We start from the raw sequence: 22,361 nt of genomic DNA on the forward strand, positions 1-22,361 counted from the left end.
GGGCTCACTCGTCGTCGAGCTGGGCGCCGGCCGAGGCATCCTGCTCATGATCGAGCAGGAACGCGTACTCAGGCCGCCAGGACAGCTCGACCTTGTCGCCGACCCGGAAGATACGGCGGCGACCGGTGTTCTGCTCGAACACCTGGAGCTCCTGGCCCCACGGCATCCTCACGAGGTACTGCGTGCTCACGCCGACGAAGCTCACGTCGGTGACGACGCCGCCCGGGACGGTGTTCCCGGGGGCGTCGAGCGCCTCGCCCTCGTCGCCGATCAGGACCTTCTCAGGACGGATGCCGATCCAGCCTCGGTCGCCGTCCGCGTGCGATCGCGCAGCGGTAACCGAGACGTCGATGCCGTGCATGCCCACGGTCACGAGGTCACCGCTGCGGCTCTTGATCTGGCCGTCGATGAGGTTGGACTGTCCGAGGAAGTTGGCCACGAACGTGGTGCGCGGGTTCTCGTAGAGATCGTCGGGGGCACCCATCTGCTCGATCACACCGGCGTTCATCACCGCGATGGTGTCGGCCATGGTCATGGCCTCCTCCTGGTCGTGGGTGACGTGGATGAACGTGATGCCGACCTCGTCCTGGATCCGCTTGAGCTCGATCTGCATCCCACGGCGCAGCTTCAGGTCGAGGGCGCCGAGCGGCTCGTCGAGCAGCAGGACCTCGGGCTTGTTGATCAGCGCCCGGGCCAACGCGACGCGCTGCTGCTGACCACCGGAGAGCTGCGCCGGCCGCTTCCGGGTCTGGCTGGTCAGCTCGACCAGCTCGAGCATCGACTGCACCAGCTCGTCGACGTTCTTCTTCTTTTGACGACGGAGCCCGAACGCGACGTTCTCGAAGATGTCGAGGTGCGGGAAGAGCGCGTAGTTCTGGAACACGGTGTTCACCGGGCGCCGGTAGGGCCTGTCGAAAGTGATGTCGCGCTTGCCCAGCCGGATCGTGCCCGACGTGGGCGTCTCGAGCCCGGCCACCATCCGCAGGGTCGTGGTCTTGCCGCACCCGGACGGGCCGAGGAGTGCGAAGAACGACCCGGTCGGGACATCGAGGTCGAGGTCGTCGACCGCGGTGAACGCGGCGAACTGCTTGGTCAGGCCGCGCAGCTCAAGACCCCCTGCCGCCTGGTCTGCCCCCGATGACTGCGGCTCGGTCTGCTCAGCCAGTTGTGACATCGGACCAGTCCCTTTCGTAGGCGATCTCCTGCTGGTCGTTCAGTGCCATGAAGCCCCACGTGTTGGAGAGCATCTTCTCGTCGGGGAAGATCAGGGGGCTCGTGGCAGCGAACTTGTCGAGCTTGAGCATCTCCTCCTGCGCACCCTCGACCGGGCAGATGTACCAGTTCCAGTCGGCGAGCTTCGCCGCGACCTCGGGCTGGTAGTAGTAGTTCATCCACTCCTCGGCGTTCGCCTGGTGCGTCGCGAGGTTGGGCACGATCATGTTGTCCGCCCAGAGCGACAGGCCCTCCTCTGGAGCGACGAACTTGAGGTTCGGGTTGTCCTGCTGAGCGATGATCACGTCGCCCGACCACGCCTCGCAGGCCAGCGTGTTCCCCGACGCCAGGTCATTGAGGTAGTCGTTGCCGTTGAACGACCGCACCTGCCCGTCGGAGACCGCCTTGTGCAGGGAGTCGATGGCGTTCTGCCACTGCGTCTCGGTGAACTCCTCCGGGTTCGCCCCCACGGTCCGGAGCATGAACCCCATCGTGTCGCGCATCTCGGTGAGCAGCGTGATCTTGCCCTTGAGGTCGGGGCGGGTGAGCAGCTCGGTGAAGCTGCCGACCGCGTCCGTCTCGTCGGCGTTGTAGGCGATCCCGGTCAGACCGCTCTGCCAGGGAGCGTGGTACTTCAGGTCCTTGTCCCAAGGCTTGTTCCGCAGTGCCGGGATCAGGTTCTTGTGAACGTTCGGAATCTTGCTGGCGTCCAGTGGCTGGATCCAGCCGAGGCCGATCATTCGCGAGGCCATCCAGTCGGTCATGATGATCATGTCGCGCTTGATCGACTCGCAGGCCGCGAGCTGGTTCTTCACCTTCGCGTAGAACTCGGAGTTGTCGTTGATGTCGTCGGTGTAGTCGACCGAGATCCCGGTCTGGTTCGAGAAGACCGAGACGGTGGAGTCAGGCTTGTGGATCGGGTCGATGTACGCCGGCCAGTTGCTGATGATCAGCTTCTTGTCGGTGGCCGAGACGTCGGTGGCTCTGCAGGTGGCGGGGTCCTGCTGCGCGCCCGACACCGAGAAGAACGGCAGCTTGAGCGCGGCCAGGCTCGCCCCGGCGAAAGCCACGCCCCCCGCTCCTCGGAGCACCGTTCGACGACTGAGGCCCGCCCCACCGGGTCCTGACATCTGCCCCTCCTCGCTGCCGACCGGTTCGGATCGTGTCACGCGGACCGGGTCGCGACAAGGGAATCCGTGCATCAAATACCCTGGGACTACGAAATCCGGCGGTCTCGCGGTGCTGGACCGGTGGTGCTGTGCCTGTCAGCATAGGGCTCGTGACCAAGAAGCAGCCTCGGGCAACGCTGGACGAAGTGTCGAAGGCGATCATCGAACAGCTCCAGGCCGACGGCCGCCGATCCTACGCCGCGATCGGCAAGGTGGTCGGGCTGTCCGAGGCGGCCGTCCGGCAACGAGTCCAACGGCTGATCGACGGGGGCATCATGCAGGTCGTCGCCGTCACCGACCCGCTCGAGCTCGGCTTCGCCCGCCAGGCCATGGTCGGCGTACGCGTGAACGGCCCGATGGAGCCGGTCGCCGACGCGCTGGCCGATCTCGACGAGGTCGACTACGTCGTGATCACCGCCGGTGTGTACGACCTCCTGGTCGAGGTCGTCTGCGAGAGCGACGAGCACCTGCTCGAGGTGATCTCGGGCAAGATCCGGCGGATCTCCGGGGTCGTCGGCACCGAGACGTTCATGTACCTCAAGCTGCGCAAGCAGACCTACTCGTGGGGTGTGCGCTGAGCTCCCAGATCAGCAGTGCCCACCGCGACTACCGTCACCTGAGCTTCTGGCACGAGACCGCACCGGACGACTGGACCCCTCGGCCCTCGCTGCCCGGCGACCGCGAGGCCGATGTGGCGATCGTCGGGGCCGGCTTCACCGGCCTGTGGACGGCCCTGTACCTCGCCCGCGCTGAGCCGTCCCTGCGGATCGCCGTCGTGGAGGCCGAGACGGCCGGATTCGGCGCGAGCGGCCGCAACGGCGGCTGGGCATCGGCGCTCTTCCCCTCATCCCACGCGTCCGTGGCGAAGCGCTCCAGCCGGGCCGGGGCCCTCGCCCAACACGCCGCGATGCGCGGCAGCGTGGACGAGGTGCTGCGGGCCGCTCAGGAGGAGGGCATCGACGCGCACGCCGCGAAGGGCGGGACGATCGTGCTGGCGCGGAGCCCGTCGCAGTGGGCCCGGGCCAGGGCCGAGGTTGACGACACGCGTGCCTGGGGGCTCGGTGAGGACGACGTGCGTCTGCTCGACTCCGCCGAGGCGACCGACGTGCTGGCCGCCACCCGCGTGCGGGGTGCGACGTACACCCCGGACTGCGCTGCGATCCATCCGGCCCGGCTGGTGCGCGGCCTCGCCGACGCCGTCGTACGCCGCGGTGTCTCGGTCTACGAGCAGACTCCCGCCCTCGCGATCGCCCCCGGGCGCGTGACCACCCGACACGGGACCGTGCGGGCCGAGCACGTGATCCGTGCGACCGAGGGCTACACGCGGTCGTTGGACGGCGAGCGTCGACGGCTGATCCCGGTGTACTCGCTGATCATCGCCACCGAGCCGCTGTCCGCGGACGTGTGGGAGCAGATCGGGCTGCGCCGGCGTGAGACGTTCAGCGACCACCGGCATCTCGTGATCTACGGCCAGCGCACGGCCGACGACCGGCTGGTCTTCGGCGGCCGCGGCGCGCCGTACCACTTCGGCTCGCGGATCCGGGACTCCTACGACCGGGTGCCGCGGGTGTTCGACGCCCTGCACACGACCCTGGTCGACCTGTTCCCGGTGGTGAAGGACGCGGCGATCACCCATCGGTGGGGCGGGGCGCTCGGCATCTCCCGCGACTGGACGGCGTCGGTCGGGCTCGACCGCACGACCGGTCTGGGTTGGGCCGGCGGGTACGTCGGCGACGGCGTCACCACCACGAACCTCGCGGGCCGGACCCTCGCCGACCTCGTGCTCGGCCAGGACACCGAGCTGACGCGACTCCCCTGGGTCGGGCACCGGTCGCGCTCCTGGGAGCCCGAGCCCCTGCGGTGGCTGGGCATCAACGCGGGGCTGCGGGGGATGACGTTGGCCGATCAGGAGGAGAACCGGACCGGCCGCCAGAGCGTGATCGCGAGGGTGGTCTCGCCGTTCATCCACTGAACTCCGCTGGATAGTACGTATCAAACGGCCGGTAAAAGGCCGGCCCGTCACCGGCCGATTGATACGTACTATCCAGCCTTCAGAGCCCGTTGGCCGCGGTCTCGGCTGGCCGACTGGGCTGTCGCACCCAGGCGTCGAAGAACGCGGTGAGGTCCTGTCCGCTCTGCTTCTCCGCCAGGGCCTCGAGGGCGTCGGTGGTGCCGTGACCGTGCCGATGCAGGGCGGTCCAACTGCGGAGCAGGTGGCCGAACGTGTGGTTGCCGATCCGGTTGCGTAGGGCGGCCAGGGTCATCGCACCTCGCTGGTAGACCGGCCAGTCGAAGAGGTCGCGGGGACCCGGGTCGGCCACGACCAGGTCCCAGAACGAGCCGGCAGGCGTCGCGTTGTAGGCCTCGTGCAGCCAGCGCGACGTCGTCGGGCCACCGTGGCCCTCGGTCCAGCGATGCTCCATGTACGTCGCGAAGCCCTCGTTCAGCCAGACGTCGGCCCAGTGATGCACCGACACCGAGTCGCCGAACCACTGGTGGGCGAGCTCGTGGACCATCAGCAGCCGCGAGACCGCGACGGGGTAGACCGGACGCGTCTGGTTCTCCAACGAGAAGCCGGGATCGAGCGAGGTCACGACACCCCCGGTCCGCGAGAACGGGTATGGACCGACCTGGTGCCGGAGCCAGGCCACGATCTCGGGGGTCTGCTGCAGGTCACGCATCGCCGCATGGCGCAGGCCCGGCCGGAGGAGCCGCGACACCGCGAGGCAGTACGGCAGGTGGTGTGCGGTTCCCTGATGGATCGCGAAGCGCCCGGCCACGAAGAACGCGAGGTACGTCGCCATCGGCCCGCCGCCGCCCCAGTGGTACGTCGCGCGCCGGCCGTGTCGCCGTACGTCGATGAGGCGGCCGTTGGACACGACCTGCTTCGACGACGGCACCGTGATGTGGACATCCATCCTGGCCTTGTCGAGCGGGTGGTCGTTCGCCGGGAACCACCACGGCGCCATGTGCGGCTCGTTGACCGCCTCGACCTCGCCCTCGGCCGCCGACCAGTTGCTCTCCCCCAGGTAGCTGTGGCGGGAGGGGTGGCCCGCATATTGCACCGTGACCCGGACCGTCGTACCGGTCGCGAGCGGACGCCGGGGCTGGATCCGGAGCTCGTGGTGGTCGGTTCCGCTGAACGTCGCCGGCCCGGTCGACAGGTGCACCGCCGAGACCGGCAACAGGAAGTCGAGGTCGAACGAGCCCAGCCGCTCGGTCGTACGCAGGGTCAGGCGCGTCCATCCGGACAGCCACCCGGAGAACCGGTAGCGGTCGTGGATGGCGTAGGAACGTACGTCGATACCGCCGTTGCCGTCCTCGGGGAAGTACGGGTCGCCGATGCCCATGGCGCCAGCCAGCGTCGACGAGCCCGCCGCGACCGCGTCGTTCGAGGTCGACTGGCGCACCGCCGATCCGCCTGCGACGAGGCCCAGGGCGACCAGCACGGTGGCGAGGCGGGTGAGCACGGCTGCAACCTAGCCGCAGCGGACCGGGACCGACCGGCCGTCGGTCGAACCGATACCGGATCGGTAAATCGCGTTGCGAGAGATCCCGGTCCCTGCCACACTCGTCGCGCCCGGCATCCGGCCGGTCCCGAGTGGGAGGAGGCGTCATGACGACCGAATTCTTCGGCATGTCCACCGCCGTTCACTCTCACGTCTGGAGCACCACCACCGATGTCATCGGAGCACTACACCGAACGCGTTGACGCGTTCGACGACTTCTTCACCGACAGCTACACCCAGGTCGACCCGCTGAGCGGGATCGATCAGTCGTTCGTGTTCGACTTCACCGAGTACGACGACCTGGACGACGACCAGCGCTGGTCCACCTGGATGTCCGTCGAGCCGCTGCAGCGCGGTCCCGAGCCTCGCCCGGACTGGGTCGTCACCTCGCAGGGTGCGATCGACACCGAGCTCGGCATCCTCAAGACCGGCAAGGAGGCCGACGTCTTCCTGGTCGAGCGGGCCGACCCACTCGAGTCCGAGAACGGCGTCGTGATGGCCGCGAAGCGGTACCGCGCACCCGAGCACCGCACCTTCCACCGGTCCGCGTCGTACACCGAGGGGCGCTCGATGAAGCGCTCCCGCGACGAGCGCGCCCTCAAGCGGAAGAGCACGTTCGGCCGCGAGGTCGCGGCCGGCGAGTGGGCGGTGTCCGAGTGGGGGGCCCTGGTCCGGCTCTGGCAGCTCGGCCTCCCGGTCCCCTACCCCGTGCAGATCGACGGCACCGAGATCCTGATGGAGTGGATCACCTACGACGGGGAGACCGCCCCGCGGCTGGCGCAGACCCGGCCCGCCCCGGAGCTGCTGGCGTCGTACTTCGACCAGCTGCGCGAGGCGCTGGCGACGTTGGTACAGGCCGGCCTGGTGCACGGTGACCTCTCGGCGTACAACATCCTGGCGGCCGGGCCGCGGCTGGTGATCATCGACCTTCCCCAGGTCGTCGACCTGATCGGGAACGCCAACGGGATGGACTATCTGCTCCGCGACTGCGCCAACATCTGCGGCTGGTTCCGCGGCAAGGGGCTCGCGGTCGACGAGCAGGAGCTGTTCGGCGAGCTGATGGCGCACGCGTTCTAGGGGCCGCCCTAGAGTCGGGGCGTGCGCAAGCTCCGCGGTCGGTCCATCCGGGTCCGCCCGATCGCCGAGGCTCCGCCGCTCGACTACGGCGATGCCCCCGTCGATCCCTACCGGCACTCGCTCTACACCCCGGCCGAGCTGTACGACGTGCGGCCGTACGCCGACTCCCTCGATGCCCGCACCTACGCCTGGTCGCGGGAGACCCCGACCCCGCAGGCGACTCTCGCGCAGGCCCTGCACGACCACGCGATCGACGAGGCGCTGACCACGTGGGTCACCGGCCGACACCTGGTCGGCGTGATGGGTGGGCATGACCTGGACCGGTCGTCGGCCGGGTATGCCGACGCCGCGCGCCTGGGCTGGATGCTCGGCCAGCACCACGTCGTCGCCACCGGAGGCGGACCGGGTGCGATGGAGGCCGCGAACCTCGGCGGGTTCCTCGCCCACTTCTCGCGCGACGACCTGGCGTCCACGGTCGCGACTCTGGGCGCGGTGCCGTCGTTCCACCCATCGATCGACCAGTGGGCGGCCAAGGCGCTCACCGTCGTCGACGGCATGCGGGGCGGGGAGTCCCTGGGGATCCCGACCTGGTTCTACGGCCACGAGCCGCCGAACGTCTTCGCCACGGCGATCGCGAAGTACTTCCGCAACGCCACCCGCGAGGCGATCCTCCTCCAGGTCTGCGGCGCGGGGATCGTCTTCCTGCCCGGGGCCGGCGGCACGGTGCAGGAGATCTTCCAGGACGCCTGCGAGAACTACTACGCCACCCCGGAGTCGGTGGCGCCGATGATCCTGATCGGTACGAGGTACTGGACCGAGACGCTGCCCGCCTGGCCGCTGCTGCTCTCGCTCTCCCGCGGCCGGGCGATGGAAGGTCACGTACACCTGGTCGACACCGTCGACGACGCGGCCGACCTGTTCAGCGCCTGACCACCACGCGCCGTCCGCTGGTGGTGCACAAACAGCGCGATCGCGCGGTTGTGACAGTGAAATCGGCCCACCGGCTGTCCTAACAGCGCGATCGCGCGGTTATGACAGCCCGATCTCAGGCCTCGGTGGCGGCCAGCTGGCCGCAGGCGCCATCGATCTCGCGACCCCGGGTGTCGCGGACGGTGGTCGGGATGCCGCGGGCCTCCAGGCGGCGGACGAACTCCCGCTCGTCGGCGGGGTCGGAGGCGGTCCACTTGGAGCCGGGGGTGGGGTTCAGGGGGATGAGGTTGACGTGCACCCAGCCCCAGTCGCCACGGGCGAGCAGGACGTCGGCCAGCAGGTCGGCCCGCCAGGCCTGGTCGTTGATGCCGCGCATCATGGCGTACTCGATCGAGACGCGGCGCTTGGTCACGCGCGCATAGTTCCACGCCGCGTCGACCGTCTCGTCGACCGAGTAGCGGGTGTTGATCGGGACCAGCTCGTTGCGCAGCTCGTCGTCCGGGGCGTGCAGGGACAGGGCCAGGGTGACCGGGATGCCGAGCTCGGCCAGCTGGTTGACGCGCGGCACCAGCCCGACCGTCGACACGGTCACACCGCGGGCGCTCATCCCGAGCCCGGAGGGCGCGGGCTCGGTGAGACGGCGTACCGCGCCGACCACGGCCTTGTAGTTGGCCAACGGCTCGCCCATGCCCATGAACACGACGTTCGAGACGCGCGCGGGACCACCCGGCACCTCGCCGCGCGCCAGCGACCGCGCCCCGGCGACGACCTGCTCGACGATCTCGGCGGTGGACATGTTGCGCTGGAGACCTCCCTGCCCGGTGGCGCAGAACGGGCAGGCCATGCCGCAGCCGGCCTGCGACGAGACGCACATCGTCACCCGGTCGGGGTAACGCATCAGCACCGACTCGACGAGGGCGTTGTCGAACAACCGCCACAGGGTCTTCCGGGTCGTGCCGCGGTCGGCCTCGAGCGTGCGGATCGGCGTCATCAGCGGCGGCAGGAACGCCGACACGATCTCGTCGCGCTGCACGGACGGCAGGTCGGTCATCTCCGCCGGATCGTCGACGAGCCGGTCGAAGTAGTGCGTCGAGAGCTGCTTGGCCCGGAAGCCCGACAGGCCCAGCTCCGCGGCGTACGCCGTGCGCTCGTCGAGCGAGAGGTCGGCGAGGTGCCGCGGCGGCTTGGCGCGGCCACGGGGCTCGGCCATCACCAGCGGCAGTGCAGGCGGTGCGGAGTCGGGCGAGGTCATCGGCCGATCATCTCAGCCCGCGCGGGTCCCTCTGAAAACCACGGCACCTTGTGTCCTGCTCAATGTGACAGTTGCTATTCTTTCATAGTAACATTCTTTTAAGTCTGACTCTGGGAAGGGGCCGGACGACGACCCGCTCCCCGCACGCGCGCTGGTGGGCGATGGGCGCGACCGCCCTCACCGTGCTCGTGGTCGGGCTCGACATGACGGTCCTCAACGTCGCCCTGCCGACGATCGCGGTCGACCTGCAGGCCTCGAGCTCGCAGCTCCAGTGGTTCGTCGACGCCTACACGCTGGTGATGTCGGCGATGCTGCTGCCGGCCGGGATGCTCGGCGACCGCTACGGCCGCAAGCGGCTCGCGCTGGCGTCCCTCGTCGTGTTCGGCGCCGGCTCGCTCTGGTGCGCGTACGCCGGGTCTGCGGCCGGCCTGATCGCCGCCCGCGCCGTGCTCGGGCTGGGCTCTGCGGTGCTGATCCCGCTCGCCATGTCGGCGGCCGTCGTGCTGTTCGAGCCCGAGGAGCGGCCGCGGGCGGTGATGGTCCTCGGCCTCTCGACCATGGTCGGCCTCCCCATCGGCCCGATCATGGCCGGCGTCATGCTGGAGCACTTCTGGTGGGGCTCGGTGTTCCTGGTCAACGTCCCGGTCGTCGCCTTCGCGCTGGCGGCGGTGGCGCTCTGCATGCCCGAGACCCGGGGCGAGCGCGACCGTCCGATCGACTGGGTCGGCGTCGTGGCCTCCGGGCTCGGCCTGCTCGGGGTCACGTACGGCGTCATCGAGGGACCCGAGCGCGGATGGGCCGACCCCCTGACCCTGGCCCCGCTCGTGGGTGGCGCGGCCGTGCTGGTCGCGTTCCTGGTCTGGGAGCGTCGCCAGCGGCACGCCGTACCCGTCTTCGACTACGCGGTGTGGGCCGACCCGACCTTCCGCTGGGGAGCCGTAGGCGCCACCGTGGCCAGCCTGACGATGTTCGGCCTGATGTTCGTCACCCCGCAGTACTTCCGCGCGGTGCTGGGCAGCGACGCGCTCGGCACCGGACTGCGGACCCTCCCGATGGTGGCGGGCCTGCTGGTCAGCATGCGCGGCTCGATGCTGCTGCTGAGGCGCGTCCGGCCGCGGACCCTCGCCAGCGCAGGCTTCGCGCTGACCACGGTCGGTCTCGCCCTCGGCGCCACGACCGGCGTCGGCAGCAGCCTCGCCCGCTGCGCGGTGTGGACGGCGTTGGTCGGGCTCGGCTTCGGTGCGGCCCTCTTCTCCGCGCAGAACCAGGCCCTGATGACGTTGCCGCGGCAGCGCGCCGCCTCCGGATCCGCTCTCATGCAGGCGATGCGGCAGGGCGGCAGCGTGCTGGGCATCGCGGTCCTGGGTGCGATCCTCAACGCCGCCTACCGCTCGCGCGTGGGTGAGCTCTCCGTGCCGGACGGCGCGCGCGCTGCCGTCGCGGACTCGCCCCAGGGCGGGATCACGATGGCGGAACGGCTCGGTGACCCCGGCCTCACCCACGGGGTGCAGGCCGCGTTCGTGCACGGCATGGACGGCACGCTGTGGGTGTCCGCGGCCGTGGCGGTGCTCGGTGCGCTCGCGATGTGGTGGCGACTCCCCGGCGACGTACCGGTCACCGCATCCCGGACGCCGGCCGAGGATGCCGCAGAATCGGACCATGCCGTCGCCGCGACCGACTCCCCCACCCGGGTCTGACGTGCCCGCCCTCGGTCTGCGTGAGCGGAAGAAGGCGCGCACCAAGGCGGAGATCCAGCGGCAGGCGCTCCGGTTGTTCAACGAGCAGGGGTACGCCGAGACCTCCGTCGAGCAGATCGCCGCGGCGGCGGAGGTCTCGCCGAGCACGTTCTTCCGGTACTACCCGACCAAGGACGACGTCGTGCTCGCGGACTTCATGGACGCGCGGACCATGCAGCTGCTGATCGACGCACCGGCCGACCTCGAGCCGCTGGCCGCACTGCGACACGCGGTGGTGGGGGGCATGACCACGCTGCCGGCGGAGGACCTCGAGCTCGAGACCCTGCGCAACCAGCTGATCCGGACCATCCCCGCGCTGCGCCGCGGCATGATCGCGGAGATGACCCGGCCGATCGGCCTGCTGGCCGAGGCGCTCGAGCAGCGCCTGGGCCGCGGCCGGGGCGACCCGGACGTCCGGATGTTCGCGGCCGCCGCCATCGGCGCCCTCCTGACCATCGCCGAGCCCGAGGGCGCGGAGCCGCCGGCCTCCCCCGACGTCGAGGGGATCACACACCGCCTCGACGACGCGATCACCCGGCTGGAGACGATGCTGGTCCTACCGCCGGCGGTCGATCAGTAGCCGTATCTCCCGCCGGACGAGGACGCCGGTGACGAGGGAGCGCTCGCCGCGCCGGTGACGGGGTTCCCCGTCGGCGAGGCGGCGTACCAGGTACCGCCGAACTCGTTCACGCCCTCGCCGTTCACGTCGCCGGGCTGGTGGTCGAGAGAGAAGGTGTAGACCGGATGTCCGGCGACGGTCGCGATGGCCGTGCCGTCAGGGGTCGCGGTGCGACCGGTGGCGATCGAGGCCTTGCCGGCGCTGCCGGGCGACGCGGCCGGCCAGAACTGCAAGCACTGCGTCGAGCACGTCGAGTGATCGTGGCCGTCCGCGGAAAGGACGTACAAGGTCATGCCCTGACCATCGACGAGCACCTTCCCGAGGGACGTCTGCGCGACGCTGACGCCGGACGTGCCGCCTCCGCTGTTCTGGGTCGCAGTGCTGCCGGCACCGGTGCTGGAGCTGCCCGAGCCGCATGCGCTCAGGGTCAGCAGGGCGGTCGCCGCGATGGCGACCACGGTGGGGATCTTCATGGTTCCTCCTGATGACTTCACAAGGAGGTACGACGAAAGGCCACCGGCGCGTTCGATGTGACACCTGTGAACGTCCTGAGGAAACCGCTCAGCCGTCGAGCGCGACCATCGCCCAGATGACCAAGGTCGCCGTGGCTCCGATCACCACCGCCGTGAGGACCACGCCCAGCAGCATGAACTGGGCGAAGCGCCGTGTCTTGCGCGGGATGAGCATCACCAGCGGCACGACCAGCGCGACGATCACGAGCGGGAAGAGGCGCTTGGCGGCCTCGTCGCTGAGCAGCAGGCCGAGCAGCGCGGCGTACAGGCCCGGCACGATGATCACGTAGGCGACACCGCTGAAGAAGCCGACCAGGCTCGCGAAAGTGGGGTGCGACCGATGCCACCAGCTGGGGTCGGGAGCGGGCTCCTCGTCGACGGTCGGCGTCCCGCTCTCGGTCATGGAGCCAGCATGTCACCCGGGGGATCGCCCACGTTGCATTGAGCCAGGTCGGGCATCGCGAGGCGGGCCCACCACTCCAGGTCGGGCGGCTCACCCGAGAGCGCGGAGCGCAGCACGGTCCACGCGGTGCCGTGTCCGACGAGGACGACGTCGTGGTCGGCGCGCCGGTCGAGGATGCCGGCCACGGCGGCCATGACACGGCGTCGGGTGTCGGCCAGCGGCTCCCATCCGTCGTACGCCGAGACGTCGGGGTGGTCGAACGCGCGACGTACGACGGGCTCGAAGTCGTCGAGCCAGTCGCTGGTGTGCCGCTCGTGCTCACGGAGGTCCGGGACGATCTCGACGGACTCCTCGGTGAGCAGCCGAGCGGTGGCGAGCGCCTTCGGCTCCGGCGAGGAGCGCCACGCGGCGTGCTTCGGCAGGCTCGGGCGGAGGGCGCGGACATCGTCGGCGTACGCCGGGTCGAGCGGCCACTCGTGCGCCGGCCTGGTTCGGTCGATCAACGGGCGGCCGTGCCGCACGAGGTACAGCACACTCACAGGTTGGGCTGGCTGGATCCGTTCAGGGCCGGCGAGCCGCCCGTCTGGACCGGGATGCCGTCGACGGCCGCGCCGTACTCGGGGGAGTACTTCGGGTTGTGCCGGAAGGTGTCGATGAACTGCTGCAGCCGCAGGTCGTCCGGTGACGGCACCTCGAGCTGGTAGCCCCAGGAGCTGATCACGATCGGGGCCGGCAGGGTGTTGTCCGCCCACGGCGAGACGTCCATGAACCGGTTGGAGCGGCCGCCGTCCTGCGGCTCGGCGATCATCGTCTGCTTCTTGAACAGGTCGACCAGCTGGCCGACGGCACTGCTGGAGAGGCTCGGCCGGTAGGTGATCCAGACGGCACCGTGCTCGAGGTTGTGCACGGCGCGCTCCGAGGGAATCGGCTTGGTGTAGACGCCGGCGTTCATCCAGACCGGGTTGTGCGGCCCGCCGACCGGCGGCGTGACGGCGTAGGCCACCGGGCCGTCCACGTGGTCGTGCGCCAAGGCGTCCGCGCCGGGCTTTCCCGGGCCGGGGTAGTCGCCGGTGTTGTAGGCGACGACGCCCTTGATGTCGGTCGGGTTCGCGACCGTGGACGGCTTGACCTGGGTGGTCGTCGCGCCCGAGGGGGTCGAGGGGAGCACCTGCTGGCCGGCGTCCAGCGTGCCGGCGGACTTGCCGTCCTTGGTGAGCGAGAAGAACACGCCACCGGCGATCGCGAGCACGATCACCACGACCACCGCACCGCCGATCAGGTTGCGACGACGCTCGCGAGCCTTCTGCTCGCGCTTCATCCTCTCGACCACCGCCCGCCGCTCGGAGGCCCGCTGCTTGCTCGATTGCTTCGCCACAGCCACGAAGCGTAGGCCCCGACTCAAAGAGGGCTGGTGCACGATCGCACCCGGGCCCGGTCCGGCCGCGTCGTATCCCGCTAGAACACCAGGTAGTGCAGGAGCAGCCAGATCGGGGCGATCGTGGCGAGCAGGGAGTCGAGGCGGTCCATGAGGCCGCCGTGCCCGGGGATCACGTGGCTCATGTCCTTGATCCCCAGGTCGCGCTTGATCACCGACTCGCAGAGATCACCGAGCGTGGCCATCACCACCGCGATCAGCCCGAGGCAGACCCCGATCCACCAGTCGGCGTCGAGCACCCAGACGATCATCGCGACACCGACGGCGACGCAGAACACGGCCGAGCCGGCGAAGCCCTCCCACGACTTCTTCGGGGAGATGATCGGCGCCATCGGGTGACGGCCGAACAGCACACCGGCCACGAAGCCGCCGATGTCGGAGGCGGCGGTCACCGCGATGAAGGTGAGGATGCCCTTGACGCCCGCGTCGTACCGGTCGAAGTCGGTTGCCCCGCCCTCGCTCAGCAACAGGGCGACGAAGGAGCCGAGGAACGGTACGTAGACCAGCGTGAAGACCGATGCCGTCGCGTTCTGCACGTAGCCCGGTACGCCGCGCCGCAGCAGCCACAGCATGGTCACCAACGCGCTGACCGCGGTCGCGGTGACCAGGGCCGGGGCCCCCCAGAAGTAGGCGACGACCACCATCACGACACCGCCGGCCATCAGCGGCTGCTCGGGGAGGTCGATGTCCTTGACCGCGAAGCCGCGGTGGAGCTCCCAGATCGCGACCAGCACGGCGGCCGCGACGACCACCATGAACAGGGTCTTCCAGATCAGCAGCGTGGCCAGGATCAGCGCGATCAGGACGACGGCGCTGCCGATCGAGACCGGTACGTCGCGGCCGGCGCGCCCGTGGTCCTGCGCGGGCGGGTCCGTCGTCATGGAGGTGGCCGGGCTGCGTGTCTGGGATCGAGTCCTCAGACCTCGAGCAGCTCGGACTCCTTGTGCTTGAGCAGGTCGTCGATGGCGTCGGTGTGCTTCCTCGTGAACGAGTCGAGCCGCTTCTCCGCACCCGTGACGTCGTCCTGACCGACCTCGCCGTCCTTCTCCATCTTCTCGAGCTGCTGCTTGGCGTGGCGGCGCAGGTTGCGCACGGCGACGCGGCCCTCCTCGGCCTTGTGCCGGGCGACCTTGATGTACTCCTTGCGACGCTCCTCGGTCAGCTCCGGGAAGACGCAACGGATGATCTTGCCGTCGTTGGCGGGGTTGACGCCGAGGTCGGAGTCGCGGATAGCGCGCTCGACGTTGCCCAGCGCGCTCACGTCGTACGGCGAGACGAGGATGATGCGGGCCTCCTGCGAGGTGAACGACGCGAGGCTCTGCAGCGGGGTGGGCGTGCCGTAGTAGTCGACCATGATCTTGCTGAACATCGCCGGGTTTGCGCGCCCGGCGCGGATCGCGCCGAACTCCTCGCGGGTCGTCTCGACGGACTTGTCCATCTTGCCGTCGGCCTCGTTGAGGATGTCGTTGATCACTGGTCGGTCCCTTCGTGATGGAGCGCGTCGAAAGCCCTCCACTGCTGGGTCTCGGCGGTCAGGCCTCAGTCGGACGTGACGAGCGTGCCAATCTTCTCACCCTGTACGACGCGCAGCACGTTGCCCTCGGGGTGGAGCCCGAAGATGATCAGGTCCATCTTGTTCTCCTGGGCCAGGGTGAACGCGGTCTGGTCGATCACTCGGAGGTTTCCCGAGATGGCGTCCTCGTAGGTCAGGCGGTCGAACCTCGTGGCGGTCGGATCGAGCTTCGGGTCGGCGGAGTAGACACCGTCGACGCCGTTCTTGGTGAAGAGCACCGCGTCGCAGTGCGTCTCCAGAGCACGCTGGACCGCCACGGTGTCGGTGGTGAAGAAGGGCAGCCCCATCCCGGCCCCGAAGATCACGACCCGACCCTTCTCGAGGTGGCGGATCGCGCGGAGCGGGATGTAGGGCTCCGCGATCTGGCCCATCGCGATCGCGGTCTGGACCCGGGTGACGACGTGGCGTTGCTCGAGGAACTCCTGGAGGGCCAGGCAGTTCATCACGATGCCGAGCATGCCCATGTAGTCGGCGCGGACGCCGTCCATGCCGCGCTGCCGCAGCTCCTTGCCGCGGAAGAAGTTGCCACCGCCGATGACCACGGCGATCTGGACGTCGGCCGCCGACACGGCCGCGATCTCACCGGCTATCCGGGACACCACATCGGGGTCGACGCCGAGCTTGCCCCCACCGAACTCCTCGCCGGACAGCTTCAGCAGGACACGGCGGTAGGCGGTCACAGGGCGGCTCCTTCGTGCGGGGTCGGGTGCGCGAGTACGTCGTACATGCGAGAAGGCCGGCTGCGCACGCTCGTGTGAGTCATACGCAACCGGCCTCCCCGAAGTCCGGATGAAACCTACCGGATCAGCTGCCGACCTCGAAACGGACGAAGCCCTTCACCGTGGTGCCGGCCTCGTCGAGCACCGCCTGTACGGACTTCTTGGTCTCGGTGACCGACGGCTGCTCGAGCAGGACGACGTCCTTGAAGAAACCGTTCAGCCGGCCCTCGGTGATCTTGGCGATCGCCTGCTCGGGCTTGCCCTCCTCGCGCGAGGTGGCCTCGGCGATCTCACGCTCCTTGGCGACCACGTCGGCGGGAACGTCTTCGCGGGTGAGGTACTGCGGGCGCATCGCGGCGATCTGCCTCGCGACGCCCTTCGCGCCCTCCTCGTCGCCGTCGTACTGGACGAGGACACCGATCGCCGGCGGCAGGTCGGCGGCGCGCTTGTGCAGGTACGACGTCACCGGAGCCTCGAAGTAGGCGACGCCACCGAGCTCGATCTTCTCGCCGATGGTGATGGCCAGGCCCTCGACGACCTCGCCGACGGTCGTACCGTCGAGCGCGACACCCGTGAGGGTCTCGGCGTCGCCGGCCTTGGCGTCGTTCGCCGCGTCGGCGATCCGCTGGGACACCGCGATGAAGTCGTCGTTCTTGGCGACGAAGTCGGTCTCGCAGTTGATCTGGACGAGCGCGCCCCCCGACAGGGCGACCAGGCCGGCCGTGGCCTCGCGCTCGGCACCGCGCTTGGCCGCCTTGGCCGCACCTTTGGTGCGCAGGACGTCGATCGCCGCGTCGAAGTCGCCGTCGGCCTCATCGAGGGCCTTCTTGGCGTCCATCATCCCGGCGCCGGTCATGTCCCGGAGCTTCTTGACGTCGGTGGCGGAGAAGTTCGCCATCGTGCTACCTGCCTCTCAGGTGAGTCGTGGGGTGTGCCGCAGTGCGCTCGTCGTACGGACGGAGCGCACCGGGCGTGGTGGGTCGAAGGCGGCTCAGGCCTCGGCGGTCTCGGCGCCGGCGTCCGACTCGCTCGCGTCGCCGGTCTCGGCGTTCGCGAAGCCGGCGGCCTCGGCGGCCTCGGCGGTGCGGAACCAGACCTCGGCGTTGGTGCGGGAGTACCAAGGGCTGCTCGGGGCGTGGAACTTCATGGAGTTCTTGTTGCCCTTGACCTCGAAGCCCTCCGGTGCCGAGCCGTCCTCGAGCGGGGCGGCGGAGTCGGGGCCGAACTCACCGGCCACCTGCTCGCCGATCGGCTCGGAGAGCGGCGTGGTCTCGACGACGCCGGCGTCGGACGCCTCGTCGGCGACCTCGGTGGCGGGAGTCTCGGCGGCCGGAGTCTCGCCGGCCTCGGTGGCCTCGGTGGCCTCGGTGGCGGCACCGGTCGCCTCCGCGACGGGGGTCTCGGCGGGGGCGTCACCGGCCGCGGCGTCACCGGTCGCGGTGGCAGCAGCCTGCTCGGCGTCTCCGCCCAGCAGCTCGCGCTCCCACTCGGCCAGCGGCTCCTCGGCGCCGGCCTCGGCGCCCTCGGTCTTGGCGCCGCTGCGGGCGATCAGACCCTCGGCGACGGCGTCGGCGACCACGCGGGTGAGCAGCCCGACGGCGCGGATCGCGTCGTCGTTGCCCGGGATCGGGAAGTCGACCTCGTCGGGGTCGCAGTTGGAGTCGAGGATCCCGATGATCGGAATGTGCAGCTTGCGGGCCTCCTCGACGGCGAGGTGCTCCTTGTTGGTGTCGACGATCCAGACCGCGGCCGGAGTACGGCTCATCTCCCGGATGCCGCCGAGCGACTTGTTGAGCTTGTCGCGCTCGCGGCGCATCTGCAGCAGCTCCTTCTTGGTGCGGCTGCTTCCGGCGACGTCCTCGAAGTCGATCTCGTCGAGCTCCTTGAGGCGGTTGATCCGCTGGTGCACGGTCTGGAAGTTGGTGAGCATGCCACCCAACCAACGTTGGTTGACGTAAGGCATGCCGACGCGGGTGGCCTGCTCGGCGATGGCCTCCTGCGCCTGCTTCTTCGTGCCGACGAACATGATCGTGCCGCCCTTGGCGACTGTCTCCTTGATGAAGGCATAGGAACGGTCGATGTAGGCCAGCGACTGCTGCAGGTCGATGATGTAGATGCCGTTGCGCTCGGTCATGATGAAGCGCTTCATCTTCGGGTTCCACCGACGGGTCTGGTGTCCGAAGTGCACGCCGCTCTCGAGCAGCTGGCGCATGGTGACGACTGCCATGGAGGTTCTCCTGTGTGGGACGCGGGCGTCCGTTGTTCTCAGTTGTCGCCACCGGCGGGTGCCGGCGGCCCTGACGTCTGCGCGCGACCCGACCCAGCGTGCTGGGACCGAGGATCGTCGCCCACGGGTGATCACCTGCCGGAGAAGGCGGGTGTCGCGGTCTGCGGACGTGCGAAGTCAGCTCCGTCAGGAGCTGCTGGATCAAGGGTAGTCGAGCGCGCTCATGGCCACCAATTCCGAGGTCGCACGACGGCTCCGGCCCCTTCACCCTCCACAACCCCGCCACGCGCACGCGTCTTCCACAGCCGGTCGCCCGGTCGCCGCCGGCAGTCCCGAGCACGCCGACCCTGGACCCATGAACACCTCACTCCCCCACCGGGTCCGGGCCCACGGTCGCCCGCCGCTGGTCGTCGTTGCCGTGGTGCTGGTCGCGCTCCTCTCCCTGGCGCGGCCGGTCGGCGCGGTCGGTGCGCCCGTGGACCCGGCCCCGGTCGGGGTGTGGCCGCTGCAGCCGACACCGCAGGTGGTGCGGGCGTTCGACCCGCCGGACTCGACGTGGGGCTCCGGGCATCGTGGGGTCGATCTGGCCGGCGCGGTCGGCCAGGTCGTGCGCACCGCGTTGTCGGGCCGGGTCACGTTCGCGGCCCGCCTGGCCGGTCGCGGCGTCGTCGTGGTCGACCACGGGTCCACGCGTACGACGTACGAGCCGGTCGTCGCGTCGGTGAAGGTCGGTGACATCCTCGCCCGCGGGCAGCCGATCGGCAGCCTCGAGCTCGCGGGATCCCACTGCTTCCCGCGGGCGTGCCTGCACTGGGGGTGGAGGCGTGGCGACACCTATCTCGACCCGCTCCTCCTCGTGGGCGGCGGTCCGATCGTGCTGCTACCGCTCTGGCAGGGTTCGCCGGTCCCGCCACCCACGGTCCCGTCCCCGCCGTACGCCGACATCCTGTCGCGGCTGCTCCTCCGATCCCCGCCCTCTTCTCGGCATACCCGGCCGATGGGCAGAGTGGCGGCGCCGGTCGATCCGGCGTGGCACCGGCCGTTGGCGATGCGGCCCCTGCTGCTGTGAGCCCGGAGCCGGGCTCACAGCACGACGTACTGGCGCGAGTCGAGGAGCTCGCGCACCGCCTCGAGGTGCCCCGCATGCGTGGCCGTCTCCACCAGGACGTGCACGATCACCGTGCGCGAATCCGGGAACGAGAGCCCGCCTCCGACTCTCGGGGGCCGACCACCCAGTCGCCGTTCTCACCGTCGCCGTTCCACCCTCGGGCCAGAGGTTCACCGGCTCTCCGGCCACCACCAGCTCGAACCAGGCGCCGGCTCAGGCGCGGGGATGCGCCTGTCGGTAGGCCTGCCGCAGCCGGTCGGTGCTGACGTGCGTGTAGAGCTGCGTGGTCGCCAGGGAGGCATGGCCGAGCAGCTCCTGGACCGACCGGAGGTCGGCGCCGCCTTCGAGCAGGTGGGTGGCCGCCGTGTGCCGGAGCCCGTGCGGCCCGATGTCCGGGGCACCCGGCACGTCCGAGATCCGCCGGTGCACCACGGTGCGGACCGCCCGCTGGTCGATCCGGCCACCGCGCGCGCCGAGGAACAGCGCCGGTCCGGCGCCGGGAGCGACCAGCCGAGGTCGGCCGCGGGTCAACCAGGCGTCGACCGCCTCCGCGGCGGGCCTCCCGAACGGCACTGTGCGCTCCTTGCGGCCCTTCCCGACCACCCGCACGACGTTGCGGTGACGGTCCAGGTCGTCGATGTCGAGCGCGACCAGCTCACCCACCCGGACGCCGGTCGCGTACAGCAGCTCGAGCATCGCCGTGTCGCGGATCCCGACCGGGCTGCCGTCGTCGGCGAGGCGGGCGGCGGCCGCGATCAGCTCCAGCGCCTCGTCCTGGCGCAGCACAGGAGGCAGCGTCTGTCGCGCCTTGGGCGAGCGCAGGCTCGCTCCCACGTCGGAGGGGATCCGGCCGGTGCGCGCCAGCCAGGCAGTGAACACCCGCACCGCCGTAGCCCGACGGGCCATGGTCGTCCGGGATCGGCCGGTGACCTGCTGGTGGGCGAGCCAGCTGCGCAGCGTGCGGAGGTCGAGGTCCGACACGTCGCCGCGGCCCATGCGGCCGGCGTGCTCCATGAGGCCGGCGACGTCGGCCAGGTACGCCCGCACGGTGTGTGGAGCGAGGTCACGCTCGGAGACCAGATGCCGCTCGTACTCCGCGAGGACCACTGGCACGTCCCGGGTCGTGCTGGTCATGCCGTCACTGTAGGGCGGCAGCGGGGGGCCACCCACCCGGCTCGCCGCGGCCCCGCGACCGGTCACTCGTTGGCTGCCGGGGTCAGTCGCCACCCCCGCTCGGACAGCTCGACGAGGCCGTCGCGGACGAGCCGGCGCAGTGCCGCCTGGACGTCGAGCAGGGCCATTCCGGCGGTGGTCGCGATGGAGTCGACGGGGGCCGGGCTGGCAAGTGGGACGGCGTCGAGCACGCGAGCGTCGCGGGGCGGGACCTTGTCGCGCGGGCGCGAGGGAGCGCGCGGCGGGGTCACCAGGTGAGTGCCCGACTCACCGACGATCTCCAGCACCTCGTCGCCGTAGCAGACCAGCGAGGCGGCACCGCTGCGGATCAGCTGGTGGACCCCCTGGGACTGAGCGCTGGTCACCGGCCCCGGAACACCCATCAGGTAGCGGTTGAGGCGGGTGGCCCAGCTGGCGGTGTTGAGGGCGCCGCTACGAACGGCGGCCTCGACCACGACGGTGCCGCGGGTCAGGGCGGCGATCAGCCGGTTGCGGCTGAGGAACCGACCGCGGGTCGGGGCGCATCCGGGCGGGACCTCCGCGATGACCGCGGACGTGCGGCCCAGATGGTCGAGCAGGTCGTGGTGCGCGGTCGGGTAGGCGCGGTCGGCACCGCAAGCGAGGATCGCGACGTTGGCGCCGTCGACGCTGAGGGCTCCCCGATGGGCAGCCTGGTCGATGCCGAACGCCGCTCCTGATACCACCGGATGGCCGGCCCGGACCAGGGCGCCGGCGATGCCGGCGGCGACCTCGGTGCCGTACGTCGTGGCCGAGCGCGCGCCGACCACCGCCACGGATCGACCCAGCTGGTCGAGCCGGGTCGGTCCCTTGACCCACAGCCCGAGTGGCGGACCGCCCCGCTGATCGAGGAGCTCGACCCGCATCAGGTCGTCGAGCTGCGTCGGCCACTCGTCGTCGCCGGGTACGACGTAGCGCAGGCCGGCCCTCTCCCCCGTCTCGAGCTCGGCCGCAGGGTCGACCCCCCGAAGCCGGCTCGAGACGTCGCGGGCCTCCGGGGACTCCTGGGTGGGGTCGCTGAGCACCTCGCGGAGCTTGACCGCGCCGAGCTGGGCGACCAGCGACGCGATCTTTGGATCCCCCGGCTCCGTCAGCCGGGAGAGCGCGACCCGGGCCAGTCGGTCGTCGTCGCTCACGAGGCCCTCCGGACGACCGTGTCCTGCAGGAGGGCCTCGCCCTGCCGGAGCCGGAACGCGGTGTCGACGTCCGACTCCGTCGGGCGGTCCCGCTCGCGCAGGTCGGCCACCGTCCAGGCCAGCCGATGGACCCGCACCGCACCGCGTCGGCTGAGATGACCGTCGAGGACCTCACGCTCCAGGCGCGCCGCACCCGCGTCGGGCAGCGGCCACTCGCGGGCGAGGATCGCGCTCGGCACCTGGGAGTTCAGCCGCCACTCACGCGTGGCGTACCGGACCTCCTGGCGCTCGCGAGCCGAAGCGACCCGCTGGCGCACCTCCAGAGAGCTCTCGCGGCCCGCGCCCGGCAGTGGCGTGTCCTCGCTCGTCGGTGGCAGCACGTGGCGCAGGATGTCGATCCGGTCGTGCACCGGACCGGTGACCTTGCGCGAGTAGTGATGTCGCTGCTGCTGGGTGCAGGAGCAGCGGTTGGACGCGCGGACCGGTGTGTACTCGCCGCAGGGGCACGGGTTGCACGCCATCACCACCATCCCGCGCGCGGGATAGGTGGCCG

General features: G+C 70.4%; 23 protein-coding genes and 1 pseudogene. 7 read left to right on the plus strand and 17 right to left on the minus strand.

Going from position 1 to position 22,361, the window contains the following annotated elements:
- Positions 1 to 4 precede the first annotated feature (4 nt).
- Together VGJ24_RS07265 and VGJ24_RS07270 are read right to left on the minus strand one after the other, a co-directional pair.
- Positions 5 to 1,174 (minus strand): ABC transporter ATP-binding protein, encoded by a 1,170-nt coding sequence (locus VGJ24_RS07265; RefSeq protein ID WP_331499851.1) that lies wholly within the window; start codon positions 1,172 to 1,174, stop codon positions 5 to 7.
- Positions 1,158 to 2,282 (minus strand): spermidine/putrescine ABC transporter substrate-binding protein, encoded by a 1,125-nt coding sequence (locus tag VGJ24_RS07270; RefSeq protein ID WP_331499852.1) that lies wholly within the window; start codon positions 2,280 to 2,282, stop codon positions 1,158 to 1,160. Before VGJ24_RS07270 ends, VGJ24_RS07265 begins: the two co-directional genes overlap by 17 nt.
- 236 nt (positions 2,283 to 2,518) lie before the next feature.
- Between VGJ24_RS07270 and VGJ24_RS07275 the strand changes: the two genes are divergently transcribed.
- Both VGJ24_RS07275 and VGJ24_RS07280 read left to right on the plus strand, forming a co-directional pair.
- Positions 2,519 to 2,959 carry an Lrp/AsnC family transcriptional regulator gene (locus VGJ24_RS07275; protein WP_414691048.1) on the plus strand — a complete coding sequence of 147 codons (441 nt, stop codon included), beginning with the start codon at positions 2,519 to 2,521 and terminating at the stop codon, positions 2,957 to 2,959.
- Positions 2,944 to 4,353, plus strand: coding sequence for an FAD-binding oxidoreductase (locus tag VGJ24_RS07280; RefSeq protein WP_331499854.1), 1,410 nt, complete (start codon positions 2,944 to 2,946; stop codon positions 4,351 to 4,353). The genes VGJ24_RS07275 and VGJ24_RS07280 overlap by 16 nt, the downstream gene beginning before the upstream one ends.
- Before the next feature lie 79 nt (positions 4,354 to 4,432).
- Here VGJ24_RS07280 and VGJ24_RS07285 read toward each other — a convergent pair whose 3' ends face one another.
- A complete protein-coding gene (locus VGJ24_RS07285; protein WP_331499855.1) occupies positions 4,433 to 5,851 on the minus strand; it encodes a M1 family metallopeptidase in 1,419 nt (472 codons plus the stop codon).
- 210 nt (positions 5,852 to 6,061) lie between these two features.
- Here VGJ24_RS07285 and VGJ24_RS07290 point away from each other — a divergent pair, with 210 nt between their 5' ends.
- Positions 6,062 to 6,967, plus strand: a complete 906-nt coding sequence (locus tag VGJ24_RS07290; protein WP_331499856.1) for a serine protein kinase RIO — start codon at positions 6,062 to 6,064, stop codon at positions 6,965 to 6,967.
- A 21-nt stretch (positions 6,968 to 6,988) separates the two neighbouring features.
- Entirely contained in the window at positions 6,989 to 7,897 is a 909-nt protein-coding gene (locus VGJ24_RS07295; protein ID WP_331499857.1) for a Rossmann fold nucleotide-binding protein, read from the plus strand.
- Positions 7,898 to 8,012: 115 nt separating this feature from the next.
- Here the strand turns inward: VGJ24_RS07295 and rlmN are convergent, their stop codons facing one another.
- Positions 8,013 to 9,149 carry a 23S rRNA (adenine(2503)-C(2))-methyltransferase RlmN gene (rlmN, locus tag VGJ24_RS07300; protein WP_331499858.1) on the minus strand — a complete coding sequence of 379 codons (1,137 nt, stop codon included), beginning with the start codon at positions 9,147 to 9,149 and terminating at the stop codon, positions 8,013 to 8,015.
- 161 nt (positions 9,150 to 9,310) lie between these two features.
- Here rlmN and VGJ24_RS07305 point away from each other — a divergent pair, with 161 nt between their 5' ends.
- Both VGJ24_RS07305 and VGJ24_RS07310 read left to right on the plus strand, forming a co-directional pair.
- Entirely contained in the window at positions 9,311 to 10,846 is a 1,536-nt protein-coding gene (locus tag VGJ24_RS07305) for an MFS transporter (RefSeq protein WP_331499859.1), read from the plus strand.
- On the plus strand, positions 10,809 to 11,465 hold the full coding sequence (locus VGJ24_RS07310) for a TetR family transcriptional regulator (RefSeq protein ID WP_331499860.1): 657 nt from the start codon (positions 10,809 to 10,811) through the stop codon (positions 11,463 to 11,465). The genes VGJ24_RS07305 and VGJ24_RS07310 overlap by 38 nt, the downstream gene beginning before the upstream one ends.
- On the opposite strand, the gene VGJ24_RS07315 is transcribed toward VGJ24_RS07310, so the two are convergent.
- From VGJ24_RS07315 to rpsB, 9 genes and pseudogenes are all read right to left on the minus strand, one after another.
- Positions 11,459 to 11,977, minus strand: a complete 519-nt coding sequence (locus tag VGJ24_RS07315) for a hypothetical protein (RefSeq protein ID WP_331499861.1) — start codon at positions 11,975 to 11,977, stop codon at positions 11,459 to 11,461. The genes VGJ24_RS07310 and VGJ24_RS07315 overlap by 7 nt on opposite strands.
- Before the next feature lie 88 nt (positions 11,978 to 12,065).
- The gene (locus VGJ24_RS07320; RefSeq protein ID WP_331499862.1) at positions 12,066 to 12,419 is read right to left on the minus strand and encodes a hypothetical protein; all 354 of its coding nucleotides are present in this window, start codon (positions 12,417 to 12,419) and stop codon (positions 12,066 to 12,068) included.
- A complete protein-coding gene (locus tag VGJ24_RS07325) occupies positions 12,416 to 12,952 on the minus strand; it encodes a histidine phosphatase family protein (protein WP_331499863.1) in 537 nt (178 codons plus the stop codon). Before VGJ24_RS07325 ends, VGJ24_RS07320 begins: the two co-directional genes overlap by 4 nt.
- A 2-nt stretch (positions 12,953 to 12,954) precedes the next feature.
- A complete protein-coding gene (locus VGJ24_RS07330) occupies positions 12,955 to 13,794 on the minus strand; it encodes a DUF3105 domain-containing protein (RefSeq protein WP_331499864.1) in 840 nt (279 codons plus the stop codon).
- An 80-nt stretch (positions 13,795 to 13,874) separates the two neighbouring features.
- The gene (locus VGJ24_RS07335) at positions 13,875 to 14,735 is read right to left on the minus strand and encodes a phosphatidate cytidylyltransferase (RefSeq protein WP_331499865.1); all 861 of its coding nucleotides are present in this window, start codon (positions 14,733 to 14,735) and stop codon (positions 13,875 to 13,877) included.
- A 35-nt stretch (positions 14,736 to 14,770) separates the two neighbouring features.
- A complete protein-coding gene (gene frr, locus VGJ24_RS07340; protein ID WP_331499873.1) occupies positions 14,771 to 15,325 on the minus strand; it encodes a ribosome recycling factor in 555 nt (184 codons plus the stop codon).
- A 68-nt stretch (positions 15,326 to 15,393) separates the two neighbouring features.
- Positions 15,394 to 16,107: a UMP kinase gene (gene pyrH, locus VGJ24_RS07345; protein WP_331499866.1), complete on the minus strand. Its 714-nt coding sequence runs from the start codon at positions 16,105 to 16,107 to the stop codon at positions 15,394 to 15,396.
- Positions 16,108 to 16,231: 124 nt separating this feature from the next.
- The gene (gene tsf, locus VGJ24_RS07350) at positions 16,232 to 17,044 is read right to left on the minus strand and encodes a translation elongation factor Ts (protein ID WP_331499867.1); all 813 of its coding nucleotides are present in this window, start codon (positions 17,042 to 17,044) and stop codon (positions 16,232 to 16,234) included.
- 372 nt (positions 17,045 to 17,416) lie between these two features.
- Positions 17,417 to 18,373, minus strand: a pseudogene (gene rpsB, locus VGJ24_RS07355) (30S ribosomal protein S2); the annotation flags it as partial.
- Positions 18,374 to 18,728: 355 nt separating this feature from the next.
- Here rpsB and VGJ24_RS07360 point away from each other — a divergent pair.
- Positions 18,729 to 19,442, plus strand: coding sequence for a M23 family metallopeptidase (locus tag VGJ24_RS07360; RefSeq protein WP_331499869.1), 714 nt, complete (start codon positions 18,729 to 18,731; stop codon positions 19,440 to 19,442).
- Between the two features lie 14 nt (positions 19,443 to 19,456).
- On the opposite strand, the gene VGJ24_RS07365 is transcribed toward VGJ24_RS07360, so the two are convergent.
- The 4 genes from VGJ24_RS07365 to VGJ24_RS07380 form a co-directional block, all read right to left on the minus strand.
- On the minus strand, positions 19,457 to 19,609 hold the full coding sequence (locus VGJ24_RS07365) for a DUF664 domain-containing protein (RefSeq protein WP_331499874.1): 153 nt from the start codon (positions 19,607 to 19,609) through the stop codon (positions 19,457 to 19,459).
- A gap of 85 nt (positions 19,610 to 19,694) precedes the next feature.
- Positions 19,695 to 20,615, minus strand: coding sequence for a tyrosine recombinase XerC (locus VGJ24_RS07370; RefSeq protein ID WP_331499870.1), 921 nt, complete (start codon positions 20,613 to 20,615; stop codon positions 19,695 to 19,697).
- A 62-nt stretch (positions 20,616 to 20,677) separates the two neighbouring features.
- A complete protein-coding gene (dprA, locus tag VGJ24_RS07375) occupies positions 20,678 to 21,808 on the minus strand; it encodes a DNA-processing protein DprA (protein ID WP_331499871.1) in 1,131 nt (376 codons plus the stop codon).
- Positions 21,805 to 22,361 (minus strand): ATP-binding protein (locus VGJ24_RS07380; RefSeq protein ID WP_331499872.1); only part of this gene is annotated, 557 nt, incomplete at its 5' end. The genes dprA and VGJ24_RS07380, both read right to left, overlap by 4 nt.

Origin of the sequence: Nocardioides sp. (assembly GCF_036493135.1) — a bacterium.
Classification (GTDB): Bacteria; Actinomycetota; Actinomycetes; order Propionibacteriales; family Nocardioidaceae; genus Nocardioides.